The organism is Pseudomonas sp. (assembly GCF_049653025.1).
In the GTDB taxonomy this organism is placed as follows: Bacteria; Pseudomonadota; Gammaproteobacteria; order Pseudomonadales; family Pseudomonadaceae; genus Aquipseudomonas.
Map to the genome: position 1 here is coordinate 218,670 of NZ_JBASFM010000017.1, position 19,993 is coordinate 238,662.

The following is a 19,993-nucleotide window of genomic DNA, read 5'->3' on the forward strand; positions in this document are numbered from 1 at the left end:
CAAGACGCGGGCTCGCAAACAGCGCAAACCACGCGCCAGCCATCGCCCTCCGCGATGCCGTGGACTGCAACAGGCCGGTCTCCGGGCTTGTGAGCGAACCCCTAGGTTCTAAGCCGCGCCTTCCCATGCGTGCAGCACAGTGGCACTTGCGGCGTTTGACTCACTTACCGTTGCGGGGGCAGCGTCGGAATGGCTGGCGTGGTGACGCACAACGCACCGACTTCCCTGTTTCACCCCGCACACGCTCAGCGTCGGGGGCACCTGCTACAAGGCGCGAAGGGTAGAGAGTTCGCGATTAAGCGTCAAACGAATGCGCCGCCTGCAATATTGAAATAGCCGGTCAATGCCTGGGCATAAAGCCTGCGGGCTTGCTGGCCAGCCACTCAACAAACGTACGCAGGCGTTCATCACTGAGCAGGCTATCGCGACTGTTATAGGTCAGCGCCAGCTCCTTCTCGCTGAACAGGCGGTGGATCTGGTTGTGACAAGCGCGGCAGACCCAGAGCGTGGCGCTGATGCGCTCGCTTTTACCGAAGCGCTTCTGCACATAGACCTTGTTGTGCAGCGCCTTGGGGATCAGATGATGGCGGGTCAAAACTGCAGCGCGGGCGCAGAGTTCGCAGGCATCAGGCTGTTCGGGCAGACGAATCGGTTCAGGCATACGGGCTTAGCGTTTACGGCACAGGCTCAGGCCATCGCCCAGCGGCAGCACAGACAGGTCGACGCGCGGATCATCACGCAACGCCAGGTTGAGTGCCTGAATCGCTCGGGTGTCGGCGCTTTCGGGGTTTTCCTCAAGCACACGGCCGCTCCACAGGGTGTTATCGAACAGAATCAGCCCACCCTGGCGCACCAGCCTGAGGGCATGCTCCAGATAGACGGGGTAATTGGCCTTGTCGGCATCGATAAACAGCAGATCGATACTGCCCGCCAGGCCTTCAGCCTCCAGCGCCGCCAGGGTCTGTAGCGCCGGGGCTAAACGCTGTTCGATGCGCGCACTAAGGCCCGCTTCGCGCCAGTAACGCTCGGCCGTGGCGTTGTATTCGCCAGGGGTATCGCAGCAGATCAGCCGCCCATCCTCAGGCATGGCCTGGGCCATGCACAGGGCGCTGTAGCCGGTAAAAGTACCCACTTCGACAATCCGTCGTGCGCCCATCAGCTGCACCAGCAAGGCCATAAACTGGCCCTGCTCGGGGGCAATCTGCCAACGCGCCATGCTCAGCTGCGCGGTTTCCTCACGCAGACGCTTGAGCAGCGGCGTTTCACGCAGGGAAACATCCAGCAGGTAGTGATACAGGGCGGTATCGAGATTGAGCGTTCGGTTGGTCATGCCAACTCCCTCTGCAAACCACGGCGGTCAGGGGTTACGCGCCAGCTCCGGGGTGAATACACGCTTGGCGTTCAGGTAGGTGCGCTGCCAGTAAGTGTTGCTCAGGCTGTCCAGGCGCACGGTACCGCCACTGGAGGGCGCGTGGACGAAGCGCCCTTCGCCGACATAGATGCCGGCATGGCTAACCTGACTGCCGCCATTGGTGGCGAAGAACACCAGATCACCACTTTGCAGGGCATCGCGGCGAACGCCTGGGGCGCGCATGCTGATCAGCTCACGGGTCGAACGCGGCAGGCGGATACCGGCCGCATCGCGGTAGACGTAGCCAATCAGGCCACTGCAATCAAAACCGCCATCCGGAGTATTGCCGCCGTAGCGATAAGGCGTGCCGACCAGGCCCAGGGCGCGAAACAGCACATCATCGGCATTGCCGTTAAAGCCGCTGATGGGGGTATGCGTAATGGGTTGCGGGCTTGGTGCGGGGGCATTGCTGGCGCAGGCGCTGAGCAGCGCGGCCAGCAGAATCAAGCTGAGACGGGCGATAGCGGTCATGGGCGAGGCGATCCTGAGCCGGGATGCGCCCTACTCTGCCGGCTTGCACATCGCAGTGCAAGCTTTAGCTTTGCTTGGCAGGTTGTTGAAAACTATCGAGATGAGCCTGAGATATCACTTAATTGCAGCGGCCGAACAGATTCAGCCGCCACTCACAGGGCTCAGGGGTGACGTACAACCGACTCGCTTGGAGCCAGCGCCAGGGCACGTTTGGCCTCGATAAAGGTACGCGACCAGTAGCGATCTTCCAGGCTATCGACCCGCACACCGCCGCTGCGGCTGCTACTGGAGTGGATAAACTGGTTATCGCCCATATAGATACCGGCATGGCTGACGCGGTTACGGCCATTGGTGCTGAAGAACAGCAGATCGCCCGGCTCCAGCTCATCACGCGCCACCAGCGGGGCGTCGATGTTGATCATCTCGCGGGACGAGCGCGGCAGTTTCATGCCCAGCTCTTCCTTGAACAGGTAGCCGATAAAACCGCTGCAATCGAAGCCGGACTTGACCGTGCTGCCACCGTAACGATAACGGGTGCCCACCAGCGACAGGCCATGAGTCAGGATGCTGTCGGCCAGCTGCGGCAGTTTGTAGGCTTTGTCTTCAGTGAAGTCGCCCAGAGCAGCTTCTTTGGCTTGCTCGTCAAAATCAGCAAGTTCTGTCGAGGAGAACACGGCCGGCTGGCTTGCCAGCTCTGACTGTGGGGCATGGTTGGCGCAGGCGGCCAGAGCCATGGAGAGTGCGATAGGCACGAGGGGTGCGAGGCGTTTTAGCATGGGCACGACCGTGTCGGAGAATTTTATAAGAGCGCGACTATGCCTTCTATGGCATGCATTTGCAAATTCTATGGCCCTAAATGTGACTCAGTAGTTCCGGCAGCACATCTAAGGCTCGCCCTTGCAGGTGCACATCCACGCGAGCGCTCAAGTCGGTACGCTGCGGGTTGATTTCCACGGTAAAGCCGCCCGCCTGGCGGGTGCGCAGCAGTGGCTCGACTATATAAGGGAAGCTCGCGCTGGTGCCGATGCTGATCACCACCTCGAAGCCCTTGCGCACCTCGCCGTAGAGCGTGTCGATGGCCTGCTCGGGGAGCATTTCCTCGAACAGCACCACCGGCGGGCGCAGCACCCCAGCGCATTGCGCGCACCTGGGCGGCAGTGGCCGTTCGAGATGCTCGGCCAGCTCAGCATCGACAGCGCCACAGGACTGGCAATACAGCGGTGCCAACTCACCATGGATCTCAATCATGCGCTCCGCCGGGCTGCCGGCGGAGCGGTGGTAACCGTCGATATTCTGGGTCAGCAGCCAGCAGTGCGGCTTTCTGCGTTGCAGCTCGGCAATCGCATGGTGCCCGGCATTCGCCTGCGCGCCCAGACAGGCCTTGCCCAGCTCAGCCAGGTATTTCCAGCACAACGCCGGATCGCGTTGCAGCATCGGGCCTGAAAGCGCCGCCTCAATCGGCAAGCCTTCGGCGGTGTGGCCGTTGTACAGGCCACCGAGGCCGCGGTAAGTGGGCAAACCAGAGTCGGCGGACAGCCCGGCACCGGTGATCAACAGGATGCGTTCGGCATGCCGGATGACCTGGGCAACGCGGATGATGTCCTGCTCCATAAGACCTCCTCGCGAAATCCAAAGCGTAGCGAGCGGGTGTCAGCTTGGGGCGGCCGGAGCACAGGAACCGGAGTGTACGAGTAGTACATGAGGATTCCGAGCACCGCCCAACCCGAGATCACACTCGCGCAGTAGCTTTGTCAGTGATTGACCGTATGCGCCAGCATCACCGAGAGCTGACACAACGGCCTTCCGCTCTGTTCATGCCACTGGTTGAACGCGGCCTGTACCGCCGCCAGCTCTTTCAGGCTGGTGGGGGCCTTGTCGATGACCTGCTGCGCCTTGAGTGCGGCGACCATATCGTCGGTCGGAATAAAAGTGTCCTTGCCGAGCATGCGCAGCAGGCGTGGCGCAGACAGGCCGCCGAGTTGGCTGCCGTGCTTGGCCAGATACTTCCACAGGCCGACGATATCGCTCACCGGCCAGTCGGCGATCAGCGCGCCGAAGCTGCCCTTCTCCTGACGCACATCGAGGATGAACTGGGCGTTGCGCGGCACGCTCTTGAGCTTGCCCAGGTGGCGGATGATGCGCGCATCCTGCATCAGGTTTTCCAGACGCTCCGCGCCCATCAGCACCACTTTCTCCGGATCAAAGCCGAAGAACACTTCCTCGAAGGCCGGCCATTTGGCATCCACCAAGCTGTGCTTGAGGCCGGCACGAAACACCCGCAGGCTGATGGTCGACAGGTAGCGGTCATCGCTCAAGCTGTGCAACTCGGCATCACTGCGCGGCTGCGGCAGGATCGACTCCAGCGCAGCGGCCGAGCCAAAGCGGTTCAGGCAATACTCGTTAAGCCATTTGTAATCGCGCATCGGGCAGTCCTTGAGCCGGGAAACCGCTGGGTCAGAGATTCATTACATCGAGAAAACGCGAGGCGGCGTTCTCGTCGATTTTCAGGCTCTTGAAGTCGAACAGGTTGCGGTCGGCCAGCTGCGACGGCACCACGTTCTGCAGGGCGCGGAACATGATCTCGGTACGGCCCGGCGACTTGCGCTCCCAGTCCTGGAGCATCTCCTTGACCACCTGGCGCTGCAGGTTTTCCTGCGAGCCACAGAGGTTGCATGGAATGATCGGGAATTCCTTGAGCACGCTGTAGGCCTCGATGTCGCTCTCGCTGCAATAGGCCAGCGGGCGAATCACCACGTTGCGACCATCGTCGGCACGCAGCTTGGGCGGCATGGCCTTGAGCGTGCCGCCGTAGAACATATTGAGGAAGAAGGTTTCCAGGATGTCGTCGCGGTGATGCCCCAGGGCCATCTTGGTCGCGCCGATCTCATCGGCGAAGGTGTACAGCGTGCCGCGGCGCAGGCGCGAGCACAGCGAGCAGGTGGTCTTGCCTTCCGGGATTTTCTCCTTGACCACCGAATAGGTGTCCTTCTCGACAATGTGGTAGGGCACGCCGATGGACTCCAGATACGCAGGCAGCACGTGCTCAGGGAAGCCGGGCTGCTTCTGGTCCATGTTCACTGCAACGATCTCGAACTTGATCGGTGCAACCTTCTGCAGGTGCAGCAGCACGTCGAGCATGGTGTAGCTGTCCTTGCCGCCGGACAGGCAGACCATGACCTTGTCGCCATCCTCGATCATGTTGAAGTCGGCAACGGCTTCGCCGGCCTGGCGACGCAGGCGTTTTTGCAGTTTGTTCTGATTGACCGAGAGGGTGCCCATGGTGCGCTGGAATCCGGAGGCTTACGAAAGTGCGGCATTTTACCCAGAAAGCGTGACGCGCCCTACCCCGCAGTTGCTGAAATGCTAGGCTCGGCCGATGAACGACGATCTAGACCCTGGCCTCGACCTGCCGGACCAACTGCATCAGCTACTGTGCGCCGCGCCTGCCGGCCTGGCTGAGTACGCCTTGATTCAGCAATTGAAAGACCGCCACTGCACGCATATCCCCAACCTGCCGCTAACCGACAAGCTGGTGCTGTTTCGCACGCATTTTCTGCTGTTCAACGCCCTCTATCGCCTGCGTGAACGGCTGTGGGCGACGCAGAGCGGTTATCTGCAGATCAGTGCGCTGAATATCCAGTTACTGCCCTACCAGCCCGGCAGCACTGAGCTGAGCGAGCACGACCCGCTGCGCGACTACTACCTGGACCTCAGCCAACTCAGCGACACCGATGAGCAGGATGTGGCCAAGTTGCTGCTGAGCTTCTGGACGCGCATGCACGGCAGCGAAGAAAAACAGGCGGCACTGGAGCTGTTTGAACTCGAAGGCAATGCGCAAGCGCTCAATCTCGCCACTATCAAGCACCGCTACCGGCAACTGGTCAGCCAGCACCATCCCGATCGCGGCGGCAGCACGGCACGCCTGCAGTCGATCAACAAGGCCATGGAAATCCTCGAACGCTATTACGGCCGACTTTGAGAGTCCGATTTGCTCTAACGCCGCGCCTTTTTCCCCACAAACGCCTGCCTATACTGCGACATACGGTCGCATAGGTTCGGCCTTGTACCTGATCACGCTGTACATGCGAATCAGGCGCTGCGCTGGGGGGCGACCGCTATAACAATAGGAGGTCTGGCATGATCCATCACGTTTGGGGGCTATTCACCCATCCTGACCAGGAATGGCAGGAAATCCGTGGCGAAGAAGAATCCATCAGCCACATGTATCTCACCCACGTTCTGATTCTCGCGGCTATTCCCGCAATCTCTGCTTATATCGGCACTACCCAGGTCGGCTGGTCAATCGGCGACCGAGCCCCGGTAATGCTGACCGAAGCCAGTGCACTGCAAATGACCATCATGACCTACCTGGCGATGCTCGCCGGCATCGCGGTCATGGGGGCCTTTATCCACTGGATGGCGCGCACCTACGATGCCAGCCCCAGCCTGACCCAATGCGTGGTGTTCGCGGCCTATACCGCCACCCCATTGTTTATCGGCGGGCTCGCGGCGCTTTATCCGCATCTATGGCTGGCCATGGTGATGGGCACGGCGGCCATCTGTTACACGGTCTACCTACTTTACGTCGGCATACCGACCTTTATGGGCATACCGGAGGATGAAGGCTTTATGTTCTCCAGCTCGGTACTGGCGGTAGGCCTGGTGGTACTGGTGGCGATGATTGCCAGCTCAGTAATTCTCTGGGGCTTTGGCGTTGGCCCGGTGTACACCAGCTAGGACTACTGACGAAACAAGACGAAACCACCTACGGGTGGTTTCGTCGTTTCAGGGCTGTGATCGTTGCGCTGCTTCGGCATAATCAGCGCCTTTCCCCACCCTCAAGCCTCCATGCCCGAACAACTCATCCAACGCGTAGAACACTGCTATCAGCAGGCCGAAGTGTTCTTCAAGCAGCCTTTTCGCCGCGCCGAAGTGTGCTTCAAGCTGCGCGGACAAAAGGCCGGCGTGGCGCACCTGACGGAAAACAAGCTGCGCTTCAACCCACAGCTGTACCGGGAAAACCGCGAAGACTTCCTCAAACAGACAGTGCCCCACGAAGTGGCGCACCTGATCGCCCATCAGCTGTTTGGTCTGAAGATCCAGCCCCACGGCGAGGAATGGCAGCTGATCATGCGCGGCGTGTATGAGCTGCCGCCCAACCGCTGCCACAGCTATGCGGTGCAGCGGCGCACGGTCAGCCGCTATATCTACCGTTGCAGCTGCCCGCAAGGGGAGTTTCCGTTTTCCGCCCAGCGCCACTCCCTGGTCGGCAAAGGCCGGCGCTACTACTGCAGGCGTTGCAAGGTGACTTTGAGCTATACGGGCGAACAGCGCGTTGAGTAACGCGCTACGGCGCTTTACAGCACGTAACGCAGTACAGCGACAAAGTGCATCAGGCTGCCACCCATGACGAACAGGTGCCAGATGCCATGCCAGTGGCGAAAGCGGCTGTCATATGCGAAGAAGATGATGCCCACCGTGTACAGCACCCCGCCGCCGGCCAGCCAGATAAACCCAGTCATGCCCAGCGCGGCAAGCAGCGGTTTGACTGCAATAAGCACAATCCAGCCCATCACCGCGTAGATCACAATCGACAGCACGCGCGCCTCGGAACGCGGCTTGATCTCCTGCAACATGCCGATCACCGCCAGCGTCCAGACGATGCCGAACAGCGTCCAGCCCCAGGCACCTTCAAGTGTTATCAAACAGAACGGCGTATAGCTGCCGGCAATCAGCAAATAGATCGACAGATGATCGAGCTTGCGCATCAGCACTTTCGCCCGGCCCTGCACGCTGTGATACAGCGTGGAGATGCTGTACAGCAGCACCAGGGTCAGGCCATAGATGGCGACACTGATGATCTTGCGCAGCTCGCCATCCAGGCTCGCCAGCACCAATAGCCACACTGCCCCGGCGCAGGCCAGCAGCGCCCCGACCAAATGCGTCCAGGCGTTGAAGCGTTCCCCGTGATACATGTTTTCCGTTCCCGAACAGTCAGCCGACTCGAATGCACCAGGCTTATGCCGGAAAATTAACTATTTGACGAGCATCCTTTTGCTCGCAAAGCCTGAGCGTTGGCTCAGGCGCGTGGCAGGCTGACCCGAATAACGCAGCCCGGGCCGTCATCGTCCTGCTGCACATCTCCGCCCTGGGCACGCGCCAAGGCTCTGGCCGCCGCCAGGGGTTTGGCCTGAATGGGGCGCGTGGGCAGCACTAACCTCACCTGCACCGGACTCTCATCGATCATCACCAGGCTCAACTGGCTGCCAACCGGACAGGCGCTGTGAGCATGCTTGAGCACGCGGTAGAGCAAGGCATGGCAGAGCCCTGGGTCGGCCATTACCGTGGCGCTGCTGCCCAGCGCGGTCTCCAGTTGGATCTCGACGCCGCGGTCGCCATAACGCTGGCGCAGCAAGGCGATCAACTCACGCAGCAGCGGGTTCAACCGAAGACTCTCAGGACGCAACTCACGCTGCCCGGCCTCCAGGGACAACTGCTCACTGGCCATCTCGAGCAGTTCCTGCATCTGCTGCCCGCCCTGCGTGGCTAGTTGCACCTGTTGTTTCTGGGTGGGATTAAGCTCGGCATCCTGGCTCAGGTCGTGCAGCGTCGCACGGCATTGTGTCAGCGGTTGCAGCAGGTCATGACTGACCAAGTGCAGCATGTCGGCACGCAGCGCCGCCAGCTCCAGCAGCTGATCCAGGTCGATCTGCAGTTGCCGGCGGTGCTCGACGTAACGCATCAGGTTGCGCACGCGAAGCTGCAGCAGGGTCGGATCTATCGGCTTGAATACATAATCCACTGCGCCAAGCGCCAGCCCCTGCTCACGTGAGCGCGCATCACTCAGGGCCGTGACGAAAATGATCGGGATATGTTCCGAGGCATGATGCTGGCGCAGCCTGCGCGCTACTTCGAAGCCATCCATGTCGGGCATCATGACGTCGAGCAGGATCAGATCCGGTGGGTTGTCCGAATGGCAGATGGCAATCGCCTTCTCGCCGTTATGCGCCAACTTGACCTTGAACTGATCGCGAAACAGCCCCGCCAGCAATTGCAGATTGTCCGGAGTGTCATCCACCACCAGGATGCTCGCACGCTCCGCACTTGCTGGCTGATCAGGTGGCACCAGCAGGTCATCGCGCTGCAGCGAGCGCTGAATCCGCTCGAGCAAACGCTGGGTGGTAAAGGGTTTGACCAATAAATCGCGGACGCCCAACTGAATAGCACGTTGCACATCCTGGCGCTGCATGGCACTGGACATCAGGACGAAGGGAATATCCGCCAAAGCCTCTTCGCTGCGCATGGCTTCAAATAACGCCAAGCCCGTGGAGCCGGACAGATTCTGCTCACTCAAGACCAGTGACGCGGGCAGCTGCCGCAATTGCTGCAAGGCACTGGCAACATCATTGGCCTGCACAACCTGGGCAAAGCCCTGGCGTTGCAACTCCTCGACCAGGGCGCGGGTCAGCATGGGGTCGCTATCGACAACTAACAGCGTGATGGCATTGTTTGGCATGCGGTGGAGCACCTCTGCTGCGCCAGGAAAATCCTGCTATGGCTTTATCGATTCATCGCCATATTGCCGGGCGATCTGGGCAAAGCCATCGCTGATCTGCAAAAAACCGTCGACGATATCGGGATCAAAATGGTTGCCGCGTCCCTCGCGGATGATCTCTAGCGCTTTGTCATGGGAAAAGGCCGGCTTGTACACCCGCTGCGAAATCAAGGCGTCATACACATCGGCCAGCGCCATCAACCGCGCCGACAATGGAATCGCCTCTGCGACCAGCCCCTGGGGATAACCACTGCCATCCCACTTCTCCTGGTGCGAGTAGGCAATTTCCTTGGCGTAGCGCAAGAACGTGATGGACTCGCCCAGCTCCTGCTCGGCCTGCACGATGGCGTCGCGACCCAGGGTGGTGTGGGTTTTCATGATTTCAAACTCATCGGCGTCCAAACGCCCGGGCTTGAGCAGGATGCGATCGGGAATGCCGACCTTGCCGATGTCATGCAGGGGTGCCGACTTGAACAACGACTCGATATTTTCAGCACTCAGCTCGGCACTGAAGCGCGGGTGCGCCTGCAGGTGCTCGGCCAACAGGCGCACGTAATGCTGGGTACGTCGGATGTGATTGCCCGTCTCGTTGTCACGGGTTTCCGCCAATGAAGTGATCGCTCGGATCGTCACGTCCTGAATCGCCACCACTTCGCGGGTGCGCTTTGCCACCTCACGTTCGAGAAACTCATTGTGGTTCTGCAGAACGTCACGGGCAAATTTCAGCTGCAGTTGCGTGTGCACCCTGGCCAGCACGATCGCCGGGTTGATCGGTTTGCTGATGTAATCGACCGCGCCCAAGTCCAGGCCGATTTTCTCATCCTCGGCCGCCGTCATGGCCGTCAGGAAAATCACCGGAATGCTTGCCGCGGCCGCATCCTGCTGCAAGCGCCGCAGCACCTCGTAGCCATCCATGCCCGGCATCATGATGTCGAGCAGAATCAGGTCGGGCTTGCTCTCGCCACTGACCACCTGCAGCGCTCGCTCACCGCTCGGTGCCAGCTTGACCTTGTAAGCGTCGCGCAGCAGGCCACTCATCAGCGACAGGTTATCCGGGGTGTCATCCACCACCAGAATCGTCGGCCGCTCACGGCTCCCCAGTTCCATGCTCATCGCGTCGTATCCTTACTCAGCTGCGGGTTGTCCTGAATTGCCGCCTGCAGTACCAGCAGTGCGTCGTCCAGGATGTAGCTATTGATGGCCCGCTCCAACGGAGCAAAGCCCTGCCGCAGCACAGCCTTGAACAGCGCCGCCTCGCGCTCGAACAACTCGATGGCGTCGGCATCATCATCGCCAAGCAGAAACTCCAACCGGGCCACCAACTGCCGCACGCGGGGCCAGTCGATGTCGCCCTGGGCCGCCTCAACCACCGCTTGCGCGGGTAAAACCGCTTGCAGGCGAGCGATCAATTCGCTGCAACTGCTGCCCAAGACTGTGAGTTGCGCGTCGAACTGAACACCTGACTGCCCCTGCTTGAGGGCATCTTCAAGCACCCCGGCCTGCTCGGCCAAACGCTCGGCACCAATGGTCGCCGCGGTGCCCTTGAGGGTATGCAGGGTGAGGATAGCGTCGTCGGGGCGGCCCTCGGCGAGGCATTGCTGCGCCTGCGCTGCAGCAGCGGCCTGCCCCTGGATAAATTTATGCAACATCGATTCGTAAGCCGCGCGCTTGTTCAGTACGCGGCGCAGGCCGGCTTGCACATCGACCCCGGCAATCGGCGGAAACTGCGTCTCGGCACTGCCCGGCTGGCGCGCAGTCGAGACGCTAGCAGCAGGCTGTGCATTCGCGGGCAGCCATTTCAGCAGCAGGCTGAACAACTCATCGGGATCGATCGGCTTAGCCAGGTGTGCATTCATCCCCACGGCAAAGCATTGCTCACGGTCGCTGCTCATGGCATTGGCGGTCATCGCCAGCACCGGCAAATCGGCCCAACGCGGGTTGGCGCGAATCTGCCGGGTGGCGCTCAGGCCATCCATCACCGGCATCTGCATATCCATCAGCACCAGTTGGTAATCGCTACGCGCCAGCATATCCAGCGCCACCTGACCATTCTCGGCAACGGCCACCTGTACCCCGGCGGCTTCCAGCAGGTCACGGCCGACCTGCTGGTTCAGGTCATTGTCATCGACCAACAGCACCCGCGCGCCTTGCAACGGGTTGAGGTTCTGCCGGCTGATCGTGCTCGAGCGCGCCGAGGTGTCGGCCGTGCTGACGCCACCGAGGGCGCGAATGGCCGCATCGAACAGCAACGAAGGGCTGACAGGTTTGACCAGCAGCAATGGAATACCCGCCTGCTCGGCCTCGTGAAACACCTCCTCACGCCCATAGCCGGTGACAATCACCGGCTGCGGCGCGGGCTCAAGCGCGGCCAGCTGGCGGCAGGTTTCCAGGCCATTGATGCCGGGCATCTTCCAGTCGACAAACGCCACCTCGAAAGGCTGCCCGGCGCGGCAGGCCTCCGCCGCCAACGTCAGCGCCTGCTCACCGGAGGCCGCTTCACTAACCTGGAAACTCATCGAACGCAGCAGGCTGGCATGGATATGCAGGGCCTGCGGGTTGTCATCAACCACCAGCACGCGGCGGTTGCGCAGATCCGGCGCGGGCAGGAACGACTGCTGTGGCTGCCGCTCAAGTACGCCTAGCCGCGCGGTGAACCAGAATGTGCTGCCCTGCCCCAGCACGCTTTCGACGCCGACCTCCCCTTCCATCAAGGCCGCCAGCTTGCGCGAAATGGCCAACCCCAGCCCGGTGCCACCGTATTTGCGTGTGGTGGAACTGTCGGCCTGTTGAAAGGACTGGAACAACCGCGCCTGCTGCTCGGGAGAGAGGCCGATACCGGAATCCTGCACCTCGAAACGCACGCGCACGCCTTGAGCATCCCGAGCCAGCAAACGCGCACGGATCACGATCTCGCCACGTTCGGTGAACTTGACTGCATTATTGGCATAGTTGATCAGCACCTGCCCCAAGCGCAGGGGGTCGCCCAACAGCGCCTCGGGCAGTGCCGGGTCGATGTCGAAGATCAGCTCAAGGTCCTTGCTCGCACATTTCTCGCCGATCAGGCTGGCCATGTTCTCCAGCACCGCCTGCACCCCGAACGGCACCGCCTCGACTTCCAGCTTGCCGGCCTCGATCTTGCTCAGATCGAGAATATCGTTGATCAGCCCGAGCAGGTGCTGGCCCGAGCGCTGGATCTTCTCCACATAATCGCGCTGCTTGCTGGTCAGCTCGGTGCCCAGCACCAGGTGGCTCATGCCGATCACCGCATTCATCGGCGTGCGGATCTCGTGGCTCATATTGGCGAGGAAATCCGACTTCAATTGCGATGCGCCCTCGGCCTTGGCCCGGGCGATCTGCAATTCCGCCTCATGCTCGCGCAGGGCCTGGTTGGCCTCGGCCAGCTCCTGGGTGCGTAGCTGCACGCGCCCTTCGAGCACTTCTTCATTTTCCTGCAAGGCCTCAACCAGCTTGCCTTGCGCCGACAACAAGGCTTCTTGCGCCTGCTCGCGCTGGCGGAACTGGCGCAGCATGGCCAGGCCGAACATCAGGGTCAGCATGCCCTGAAACAGGGTCAGCGCGGTGGTGATGATGACTTGCTGGCGCAGCTCGGCATTGCGTTCATCGACGGTGCGCGCCGCCAACTGAGCGGAGGTGTAGCCAAGTTCCTGGATATCTTCCTGCAGCACCTGCAACTGCTCGCGCAACAAGGGCGCATCCAGGGCTGTGCCACGCCGGGCAAAAGCCTCAAGCGCGGCATCGGCGGTGCTGACAAACGCCACCAGCTCCTGCAGGGTTTGCTGGTAGATCGCCTCATCGCCCATCAGCCGCATTGCCGACTCGGTCTGAATAGTGCTGACGCGGCTGACGAAGATGTCGTAACGCAACTGCAGCTCGTCGATGCCCATGCTGCCGGGCCGATCAGCTGCCTGATTACGCCGTGGCACCACGGGATCAAGGATGTAGGCATGCAGCGCATGGTCAAACCGCTGGTACTCGGTACTCAGCTGGGCAAAGGCCCACAGCGCGTTGTCGTCACCGCTGCTCATGACCTCGCTCAAGCTGCGGTACTGATGCGCCAGAATCGCCCCGATCGCCACATACAGCAGCACCAGACTGGCGATCAACAACCACAGCAGTCGTTGCTTGCGCATGATTATTTGATCTGCAGCGCGCGCAGTTGCCAGGCCGAGCGATTATAGAACGTCGCAGCTTGCAGCTCGGCCTGGCTATCGAAGGGGTAGACGAGAAACAGCGGGCCTTTTTCACGCACCGGCATGGGCTGGCCATTCATCAGGATGGCCACGATCAGCTCGTACTTGAGTGCGTCGCTAAACGGAATCTCGGTGCGGTAATCGTTCAGCGCAATGGCGGTGATGTTCTCACCCGCGCTTCCGGCAGCCGCCAGCACATGGCGCAGCAAGGGTCCGGTGAACTTGACCGGTTCGGGGTACCAGGGGGTCTGCGTGGTGAAACTGTGTTGCGGCAAGGCTTGCAGCATCTGCATGTCGAACACGGCCTGCTGCAGCATGTTCGGCTGCGTGACCAGCCCGGAGATGCGCAGTACCGCTGGGCCTATGGGTTTTTCCAGCGCCAGGCTCAGCCCCGAGAACAGCAGCAACGTACTCAGCGCAAGCGCCTGCAGGTAACAGTGACGGATAGACACAGGCGTTCCCCTCACATCCATTATTCGGAGATAACACGGCAGGCAGCAGAATGCTCCATGAGAGCCATCCGCGCAGACGGGCGAATGGTTGTCAAAGAGTAGAACAGTTGCTAGCTGCAAGCCTTGTCTGTGCCGATTAATGCATGAGATTGAGTAGCAACGCCAGCCCTAATGCCGACAGGCTCTGCCTGAAACAGCAGGCCGATTCAGGCCACCACCTTGGCCGCTTTCAGCTGGGCAATCTGCTCGGTCGTATAACCCAGTTCGGCGAGCACTTCGGCGGTGTGTGCGCCGAGTACCGCGCCGATATGCCGAGGCGCGGGCAAACCGCTGGAGAACTTGATCGGGCAGGAAATCTGCTTCTGCGGGCCGCTGCCGGCGCGGGGCACCTCGGTGACCAGGCCGCGGGCCTTGAGCTGTGGATGCTCGACCGCTTCGCTGAGGTTGAGCATCGGTTCCACGCAGGCATCCAGCCCGGCAAACACCTGGCTCCACTCGGCGAAATCGCGTTTCTCGAACTCGATTTCGATCTCGCGCTTGAGCGCCCGCTGATCCTCCGGCTTCGGCGACAGGCCGCGCGCAGCCAGCTCCGGACGACCGATGGCGGCGCAAAACTGCTGCATAAACTGCGGCTCCAGGCTGCCGACCGAGAACCAGCGGCCATCGCGGCTGCGGTAGTAGTCGTAGAAGCTGCCGCCATTCAGCGCCTGGTTCTCCATCGCCGGCTCTACGCCAGCCGCCAGGTAGCCCGCGCCGGCCATGCCATGCAGGCTGAATGCGCAGTCAGTCATGCTGATGTCCACCTGCTGGCCCTGCCCCGTGGCTTGGCGCTGAATCACTGCTGCCAGCAGGCCGATCACTCCGTGCAGCGAACCGCCAGCGATATCGGCTGCCTGAATGCCCAGCGGCAGCGGCCCGGTTTCGCGCCGCCCGGTGTAGCTGGCGATACCGGCCAGGGCCAGGTAGTTGATGTCGTGGCCAGCGCGATCCTTGTATGGGCCGCTCTGGCCGTAGCCAGTGATCGACACATAAATCAGCTTCGGGTTGATCGCCTTCAGCGCTTCATAACCCACGCCGAGCTTGTCCATCACCCCTGGGCGAAATTGCTCCAGCACGATGTCGTACTCGGCCACCAGCTGCTTGACCATCTCTACCGCCTCGGCCTTTTTCAGGTCCAGGGCGATGCAGCGCTTGTTGCGGTTGAGGTAGGCATGGCTGGCCGATACGCCTCCATCGTGCGGTGGCAGTACGCGCACCAGGTCCATGCGGCTCGGCGATTCGATACGCAGCACCTCGGCACCCATGTCGGCGAGCAGCAACGAGGCAAACGGCCCCGGCAACAGGGTGGAGAAATCCAGCACTTTCAGGGACGACAACGGGCCCGACATAACAGCTCCTTTGGATAATCGTTGATGCCGATGGGTATCGCTGTGCTCAACCCATCGCAGTTCAGCTATTGCCAATGCAGCGGCTGTTTGGCGTCGAGCTTGTGCAGTTCCTCGGCAAAGCGCGCCTCCAGTACATTGCGGCGGATTTTCATGGTCGGCGTCATGCAGCCGTTGTCCACCGTCCAGGCATCACGCACCAAAAGGAAATGGCTGACGCGCTCATGGGCCTGCAACTGGCCATTGAGTTGCTGGCGGGTCTGTTCCAAGTCCCGCGCCAGCTGTTCGCGCGGCTGCGCACGGGCCGTCGGCGACAGTTCGATCAGCGCCAGCGGCTGGTCCAGGTTGCTGCCCATCAGGCACACCTGCTCGACCCAGAGGTTCTTGGCGATTTCGCCTTCAATCGGCGCCGGGGCAATGTACTTGCCCTTGCTGGTCTTGAAGATGTCCTTCACCCGCCCGGTGATTTTCAGGTAACCGGCCGCATCCACCTCGCCCTTGTCACCGGTGTGCAGCCAGCCGTCACTGATGGTTTCGGCGGTTTTCTCCGGGTCCAGGTAATAGCCCAGCATCAGGCTCGGGCAGCGCAGGAGAATTTCGCCGTTCTCGGCAATGCGCAGCTCATTGCCCGGCATGGGCCGGCCCACGGTGCCGAAACGCACCTGCCCCGGTCGGTTGAAACAGCCATAGGCCAGGTGCTCGGTCATGCCATAGCCCTCGCAGATGGTCATGCCGATGCTCTGGTACCAGTCGAGCAAGGAACGCGGAATAGCCGCCGCGCCGCTGACCAGAATGCGCGTGCGATCCAGGCCCAGGCCCTTGCGGATCTTGCGAGCCACCAAACCGCCCAACAGAGGAATGCGCAGCAAGCGGCCCAACTTGGCCTGCGGCAGTTTCTCCAGCACGCCCTGCTGGAAGCGCGTCCACAGCCGGGGCACGGAGAAGAACACCGTTGGCCGTACACGCTTGAGGTCGCGGGCAAAGGTCTCCAGGGATTCGACAAAGGCCACGGGAGCGCCGCTGAACAGGCTGTTCATCTCGACCAGAAAACGCTCGGCGGCATGCGACAGCGGCAGATAGGAGAAGAACTGATCCTGCTCGGTGATCTGCAACTCCTTCACCGAGCGCCCGCCGGCAACCGCAAACGCCTTGGCCGAAAGCATCACGCCCTTGGGCTGGCCGGTGGTGCCGGAGGTATAGAGGATGCTCAGCAACTCATCCGGCGATTGCGGGTGGCCTTCGCGCAACGGCTGATGCGCGGCCAACAGCTGCGCCCAGCCATGTTCGGCTGGCAGCGTCGGGTACGGCATGGCGATGCGCAGTACCTCGGCGGGAATACCGGCGGCGAATTTTTCCGGCTCATCCAGTTTGCCAAGGAAGATCGCCTTGCACTGCGCATGGCGCAGCACGTAATCGATGCTCTCGGCCGATTGCAGCGGGTACAACGGCACGCTGATCAGCCCGGCGAGCATGATCGCCAGGTCGGCGATAAACCACTCGGCGCAGTTCTTTGCCAGCAGCGCGACCCGCTCACCCGGCGCGCAACCCAGGGCGTGCAAGGCACTGGCCATGCGCCGCGCCTGGTCATCGACCTGCGCCCAGGTGAAGTCATGCCATTGCCCGTTGACCGGCTGGCTGAGCCAGACCGCATCCGGGCGCTTCTCGACCCAGAGCGCGAAGCGCTCCAGGGGCAGTTGATCCGTCATATGCCGCCCTCTTTTTTATTGTTTTGACTCGATACCGAATAAACCCGACCGGTTGAGGGCCGGGACCATCGGTCGGCCGAGTGTAACCGGGCCTGGTTTAGAGTTTCATCCCGCGGCTGATGATCTCTTTCATGATCTCCGAGGTGCCGGCGAAGATGCGCTGGATGCGCGCGTTCGCGTACATCTTGCAGATCGGGTATTCCCACATATAACCCCAGCCGCCGTGCAGCTGCACGCCTTCGTCGACCACCTTGCCGAGCAGTTCGGTGGTAAACAGCTTGGCCTCGGCAGCGACTTCCGGGGTGAGCTTCTTCTCGTTGTGGTCCAGCACGCAGCGGTCGACGAACACCTGGGCCACGTCGATCTGGGTACGCATTTCCGCCAGTTTGAAGCGGGTGTTCTGAAAGTGCGAGATCGGCCGGTCGAAGGCCTTGCGCTCCTTCACGTAGTCGATGGTGGTCTGCAGCGCCGCCTCGGCCCCGGCCACCGCGCCACAGGCATTGGTCAGGCGCTCCTGGGCGAGCATATTCATCAGGTAGAAGAAGCCGCCCTTGGCATCGCCCAGCAGGTTTTCCTTGGGCACCTTGACGTTGTTGAAGAACAGCTCGGCGGTGTCCTGGCTCTTCATGCCGAGCTTTTCCAGGTTCTTGCCGCGCTCGAAACCTTCCATCCCGCGCTCGACCAGAAACAGACCCATGGCGTGCTTGTTGGCAGGATCCGTCTTGGCCGCGACGATCACCACATCGGCCAGCAGGCCGTTGGAGATAAACACCTTGGAGCCGTTGAGCACGTAGTGATCACCCTGATCCACCGCGCTGGTACGCATGCCGGCCAGGTCGGAACCGGCGCTCGGTTCGGTCATAGCCACCGCGAGAATCAGCTCGCCGCTGATAATGCCCGGCATAAAGCGCGCCTTCTGCTCGGCATTGCCGTACTCGGCGATATAGGGGCCGCACAGGGCCGAGTGCAGCGGCAGCATAAAGCCCGGCTCGTTAATCTTGGCCAGCTCCTCGCACATGATCTGCTCGTAACGGAAGTCCTTGAGCCCGGCACCGCCGTACTCTTCATCCGCCCAGGGCAGCAAAAAGCCCATATCGCCGGCCTTCTTCCACACCTCGCGGCTGACCACGCCGGCCGCTTCCCATTCGTCCTGATGCGGCACCACTTCCTTTTTCAGAAAGGCGGCGAACGCGTCGCGGAACATGTTGTGTTCGGTGTCGAAGATATTGCGCTGCATGCGGGTGTGCTCCCTGAGCTGAAGTCGTCCCGCAGCGTAGGCGGCGCACCCCGCCGCCTCAATGACGCATGCGCTCAGGCTTGATTGACCCATTCGGTCATCGCCCTGACGCGACACCCGCTGGGTGGCCGCCAGGGATGACAGGGCATAAAAAAGCCCGCCAAAAGGCGGGCTCAAACACCTGCTATACGCAGGGCAAAAAACAGGTCAGCTCAGGCTGGAACTGGCGGCAACCGGCTGGGCTTTACCGCCCGAAGCCAGCTCACGCTGCAGGGTGTCTTCATCCAGCTCCTTGCACCACTTGGCGACCACGATGGTGGCTACGCCGTTACCGATCAGGTTGGTCAGCGCGCGGGCTTCGGACATAAAGCGGTCGATGCCGAGAATCAGCGCCAGGCCGGCAACCGGCAGATGGCCAACGGCAGACAGGGTCGCGGCCAGCACGATAAAGCCGCTGCCCGTCACCCCGGCCGCGCCCTTGGACGCCACCAACAACACCAGCAACAGGGTGATCTGGTGACCGATATCCATCGGCGTATCGGTGGCCTGGGCGATAAACACCGCAGCCATGGTCAGGTAGATCGAGGTGCCGTCGAGGTTGAACGAGTAACCGGTTGGGATTACCAGACCGACCACCGACTTCTTCGCGCCGAGCTTCTCCATCTTGTCGAGCATGCGCGGCAGCGCCGACTCGGACGACGAGGTGCCGAGCACGATCATCAGCTCTTCGCGGATGTACTTGATGAACTTGAGAATGCTGAAGCCATGGGCGCGGGCAATACCGCCAAGCACCACCAGGATGAAGAACACGCAGGTGATATAGAAGCAGATCATCAGCTGACCCAGCTGCACCAGCGAACCGACACCGTACTGGCCGATGGTGAAGGCCATGGCACCGAAGGCACCGATGGGCGCGAGCTTCATGATCATGTTGATGATGCCGAACATCACCTGGGCAATGCGCTCGATAAATTCCAGCACCGGGCGGCCCAATTCACCCATGCGCTGCAGGGCGAAGGCGAAGATCACCGAGAAGAACAGCACCTGGAGAATGTCGCCATTGGCGAAGGCACCGACCACCGTGGACGGGATCACATTCAGCAGAAAACCAATGGTGCTCTGCGCTTCGCCAGCCTGGGCGTAGGCGGCGATCTTGCTGGCATCCAGGGTGCTGGCATCGATGTGCATGCCCGCGCCCGGCTCAACCAGGTTGACGACGATCAAGCCGATCAGCAGAGCAATGGTGGAGACGATTTCGAAGTACAGCAGCGCATAACCGCCGGTCTTGCCGACCGTTTTCATGTCCTGCATGCCGGCGATGCCGCTGACCACGGTGCAGAAGATGATGGGCGCGATAACCATCTTGATCAGCTTGACGAAGCCGTCACCCAGGGGTTTGAGGGCAACACCGGTTTCCGGGTAGAAGTGGCCGAGCAAAATACCGATGGTGATGGCAGCCAGCACCTGAACATAGAGCATTTTGTAGAACGGTTGACGGGCAGCGTCGAGCGTCGTGGCGGTCATGGCAGAGATCCTCAGCGGTGTTGCGGCGCATCATCCATCGA

The 19,993-nt window shown here is 61.3% G+C and carries 19 protein-coding genes, 1 other RNA gene and 1 riboswitch; of the genes, 3 read left to right on the plus strand and 17 right to left on the minus strand.

What is annotated here, in order from left to right; genetic code table 11:
• Positions 1-55: 55 nt before the first annotated feature.
• A riboswitch (cobalamin riboswitch) is annotated at positions 56-280 on the minus strand.
• Positions 281-340: 60 nt separating this feature from the next.
• From WBK23_RS14950 to ttcA, 8 genes are all read right to left on the minus strand, one after another.
• Complete coding sequence (locus tag WBK23_RS14950; RefSeq protein WP_424484720.1) at positions 341-661, minus strand: hypothetical protein; 321 nt, start codon at positions 659-661, stop codon at positions 341-343.
• 6 nt (positions 662-667) lie between these two features.
• Positions 668-1,330 carry an O-methyltransferase gene (locus WBK23_RS14955; protein ID WP_424484721.1) on the minus strand — a complete coding sequence of 221 codons (663 nt, stop codon included), beginning with the start codon at positions 1,328-1,330 and terminating at the stop codon, positions 668-670.
• 27 nt (positions 1,331-1,357) lie between these two features.
• Positions 1,358-1,882 carry a C40 family peptidase gene (locus tag WBK23_RS14960; protein ID WP_424484722.1) on the minus strand — a complete coding sequence of 175 codons (525 nt, stop codon included), beginning with the start codon at positions 1,880-1,882 and terminating at the stop codon, positions 1,358-1,360.
• 161 nt (positions 1,883-2,043) lie between these two features.
• Entirely contained in the window at positions 2,044-2,658 is a 615-nt protein-coding gene (locus tag WBK23_RS14965; protein WP_424484723.1) for a C40 family peptidase, read from the minus strand.
• A gap of 76 nt (positions 2,659-2,734) precedes the next feature.
• The gene (locus WBK23_RS14970) at positions 2,735-3,493 is read right to left on the minus strand and encodes an NAD-dependent deacylase (protein WP_424484724.1); all 759 of its coding nucleotides are present in this window, start codon (positions 3,491-3,493) and stop codon (positions 2,735-2,737) included.
• Between the two features lie 16 nt (positions 3,494-3,509).
• A non-coding RNA gene (locus WBK23_RS14975) (sX9 sRNA) lies at positions 3,510-3,582 on the minus strand.
• A 51-nt stretch (positions 3,583-3,633) separates the two neighbouring features.
• Positions 3,634-4,305: a DNA-3-methyladenine glycosylase I gene (locus tag WBK23_RS14980; protein WP_424484725.1), complete on the minus strand. Its 672-nt coding sequence runs from the start codon at positions 4,303-4,305 to the stop codon at positions 3,634-3,636.
• A 31-nt stretch (positions 4,306-4,336) separates the two neighbouring features.
• Complete coding sequence (ttcA, locus tag WBK23_RS14985; RefSeq protein WP_424484726.1) at positions 4,337-5,161, minus strand: tRNA 2-thiocytidine(32) synthetase TtcA; 825 nt, start codon at positions 5,159-5,161, stop codon at positions 4,337-4,339.
• 97 nt (positions 5,162-5,258) lie between these two features.
• On the opposite strand from ttcA, the gene WBK23_RS14990 reads away from it, so the two are divergent.
• From WBK23_RS14990 to WBK23_RS15000, 3 genes are all read left to right on the plus strand, one after another.
• Positions 5,259-5,861: a DNA-J related domain-containing protein gene (locus WBK23_RS14990; protein WP_424484727.1), complete on the plus strand. Its 603-nt coding sequence runs from the start codon at positions 5,259-5,261 to the stop codon at positions 5,859-5,861.
• A gap of 158 nt (positions 5,862-6,019) precedes the next feature.
• A complete protein-coding gene (locus WBK23_RS14995) occupies positions 6,020-6,619 on the plus strand; it encodes a Yip1 family protein (RefSeq protein ID WP_424484728.1) in 600 nt (199 codons plus the stop codon).
• A gap of 111 nt (positions 6,620-6,730) precedes the next feature.
• Positions 6,731-7,225, plus strand: coding sequence for a SprT family zinc-dependent metalloprotease (locus WBK23_RS15000; protein ID WP_424484729.1), 495 nt, complete (start codon positions 6,731-6,733; stop codon positions 7,223-7,225).
• A gap of 14 nt (positions 7,226-7,239) precedes the next feature.
• Here WBK23_RS15000 and trhA read toward each other — a convergent pair whose 3' ends face one another.
• The 9 genes from trhA to WBK23_RS15045 all read right to left on the minus strand — a co-directional run bounded on the left by trhA (position 7,240) and on the right by WBK23_RS15045 (position 19,952).
• Complete coding sequence (trhA, locus tag WBK23_RS15005) at positions 7,240-7,857, minus strand: PAQR family membrane homeostasis protein TrhA (RefSeq protein ID WP_424484730.1); 618 nt, start codon at positions 7,855-7,857, stop codon at positions 7,240-7,242.
• Positions 7,858-7,961: 104 nt separating this feature from the next.
• Positions 7,962-9,398: a response regulator gene (locus WBK23_RS15010; RefSeq protein WP_424484731.1), complete on the minus strand. Its 1,437-nt coding sequence runs from the start codon at positions 9,396-9,398 to the stop codon at positions 7,962-7,964.
• A gap of 36 nt (positions 9,399-9,434) precedes the next feature.
• Entirely contained in the window at positions 9,435-10,550 is a 1,116-nt protein-coding gene (locus tag WBK23_RS15015) for a response regulator (RefSeq protein WP_424484732.1), read from the minus strand.
• Positions 10,547-13,588, minus strand: coding sequence for a response regulator (locus WBK23_RS15020; protein WP_424484733.1), 3,042 nt, complete (start codon positions 13,586-13,588; stop codon positions 10,547-10,549). Before WBK23_RS15020 ends, WBK23_RS15015 begins: the two co-directional genes overlap by 4 nt.
• Positions 13,589-13,590: 2 nt before the next feature.
• The gene (locus tag WBK23_RS15025; protein ID WP_424484734.1) at positions 13,591-14,100 is read right to left on the minus strand and encodes a molybdopterin-dependent oxidoreductase; all 510 of its coding nucleotides are present in this window, start codon (positions 14,098-14,100) and stop codon (positions 13,591-13,593) included.
• A gap of 206 nt (positions 14,101-14,306) precedes the next feature.
• Positions 14,307-15,488: a CaiB/BaiF CoA transferase family protein gene (locus WBK23_RS15030; protein ID WP_424484735.1), complete on the minus strand. Its 1,182-nt coding sequence runs from the start codon at positions 15,486-15,488 to the stop codon at positions 14,307-14,309.
• Between the two features lie 65 nt (positions 15,489-15,553).
• On the minus strand, positions 15,554-17,191 hold the full coding sequence (locus WBK23_RS15035) for an AMP-binding protein (RefSeq protein WP_424484736.1): 1,638 nt from the start codon (positions 17,189-17,191) through the stop codon (positions 15,554-15,556).
• A gap of 97 nt (positions 17,192-17,288) precedes the next feature.
• The gene (locus tag WBK23_RS15040; RefSeq protein WP_424484737.1) at positions 17,289-18,428 is read right to left on the minus strand and encodes an acyl-CoA dehydrogenase family protein; all 1,140 of its coding nucleotides are present in this window, start codon (positions 18,426-18,428) and stop codon (positions 17,289-17,291) included.
• 207 nt (positions 18,429-18,635) lie between these two features.
• Positions 18,636-19,952, minus strand: a complete 1,317-nt coding sequence (locus WBK23_RS15045) for a dicarboxylate/amino acid:cation symporter (RefSeq protein ID WP_424484738.1) — start codon at positions 19,950-19,952, stop codon at positions 18,636-18,638.
• Positions 19,953-19,993 lie beyond the last annotated feature (41 nt).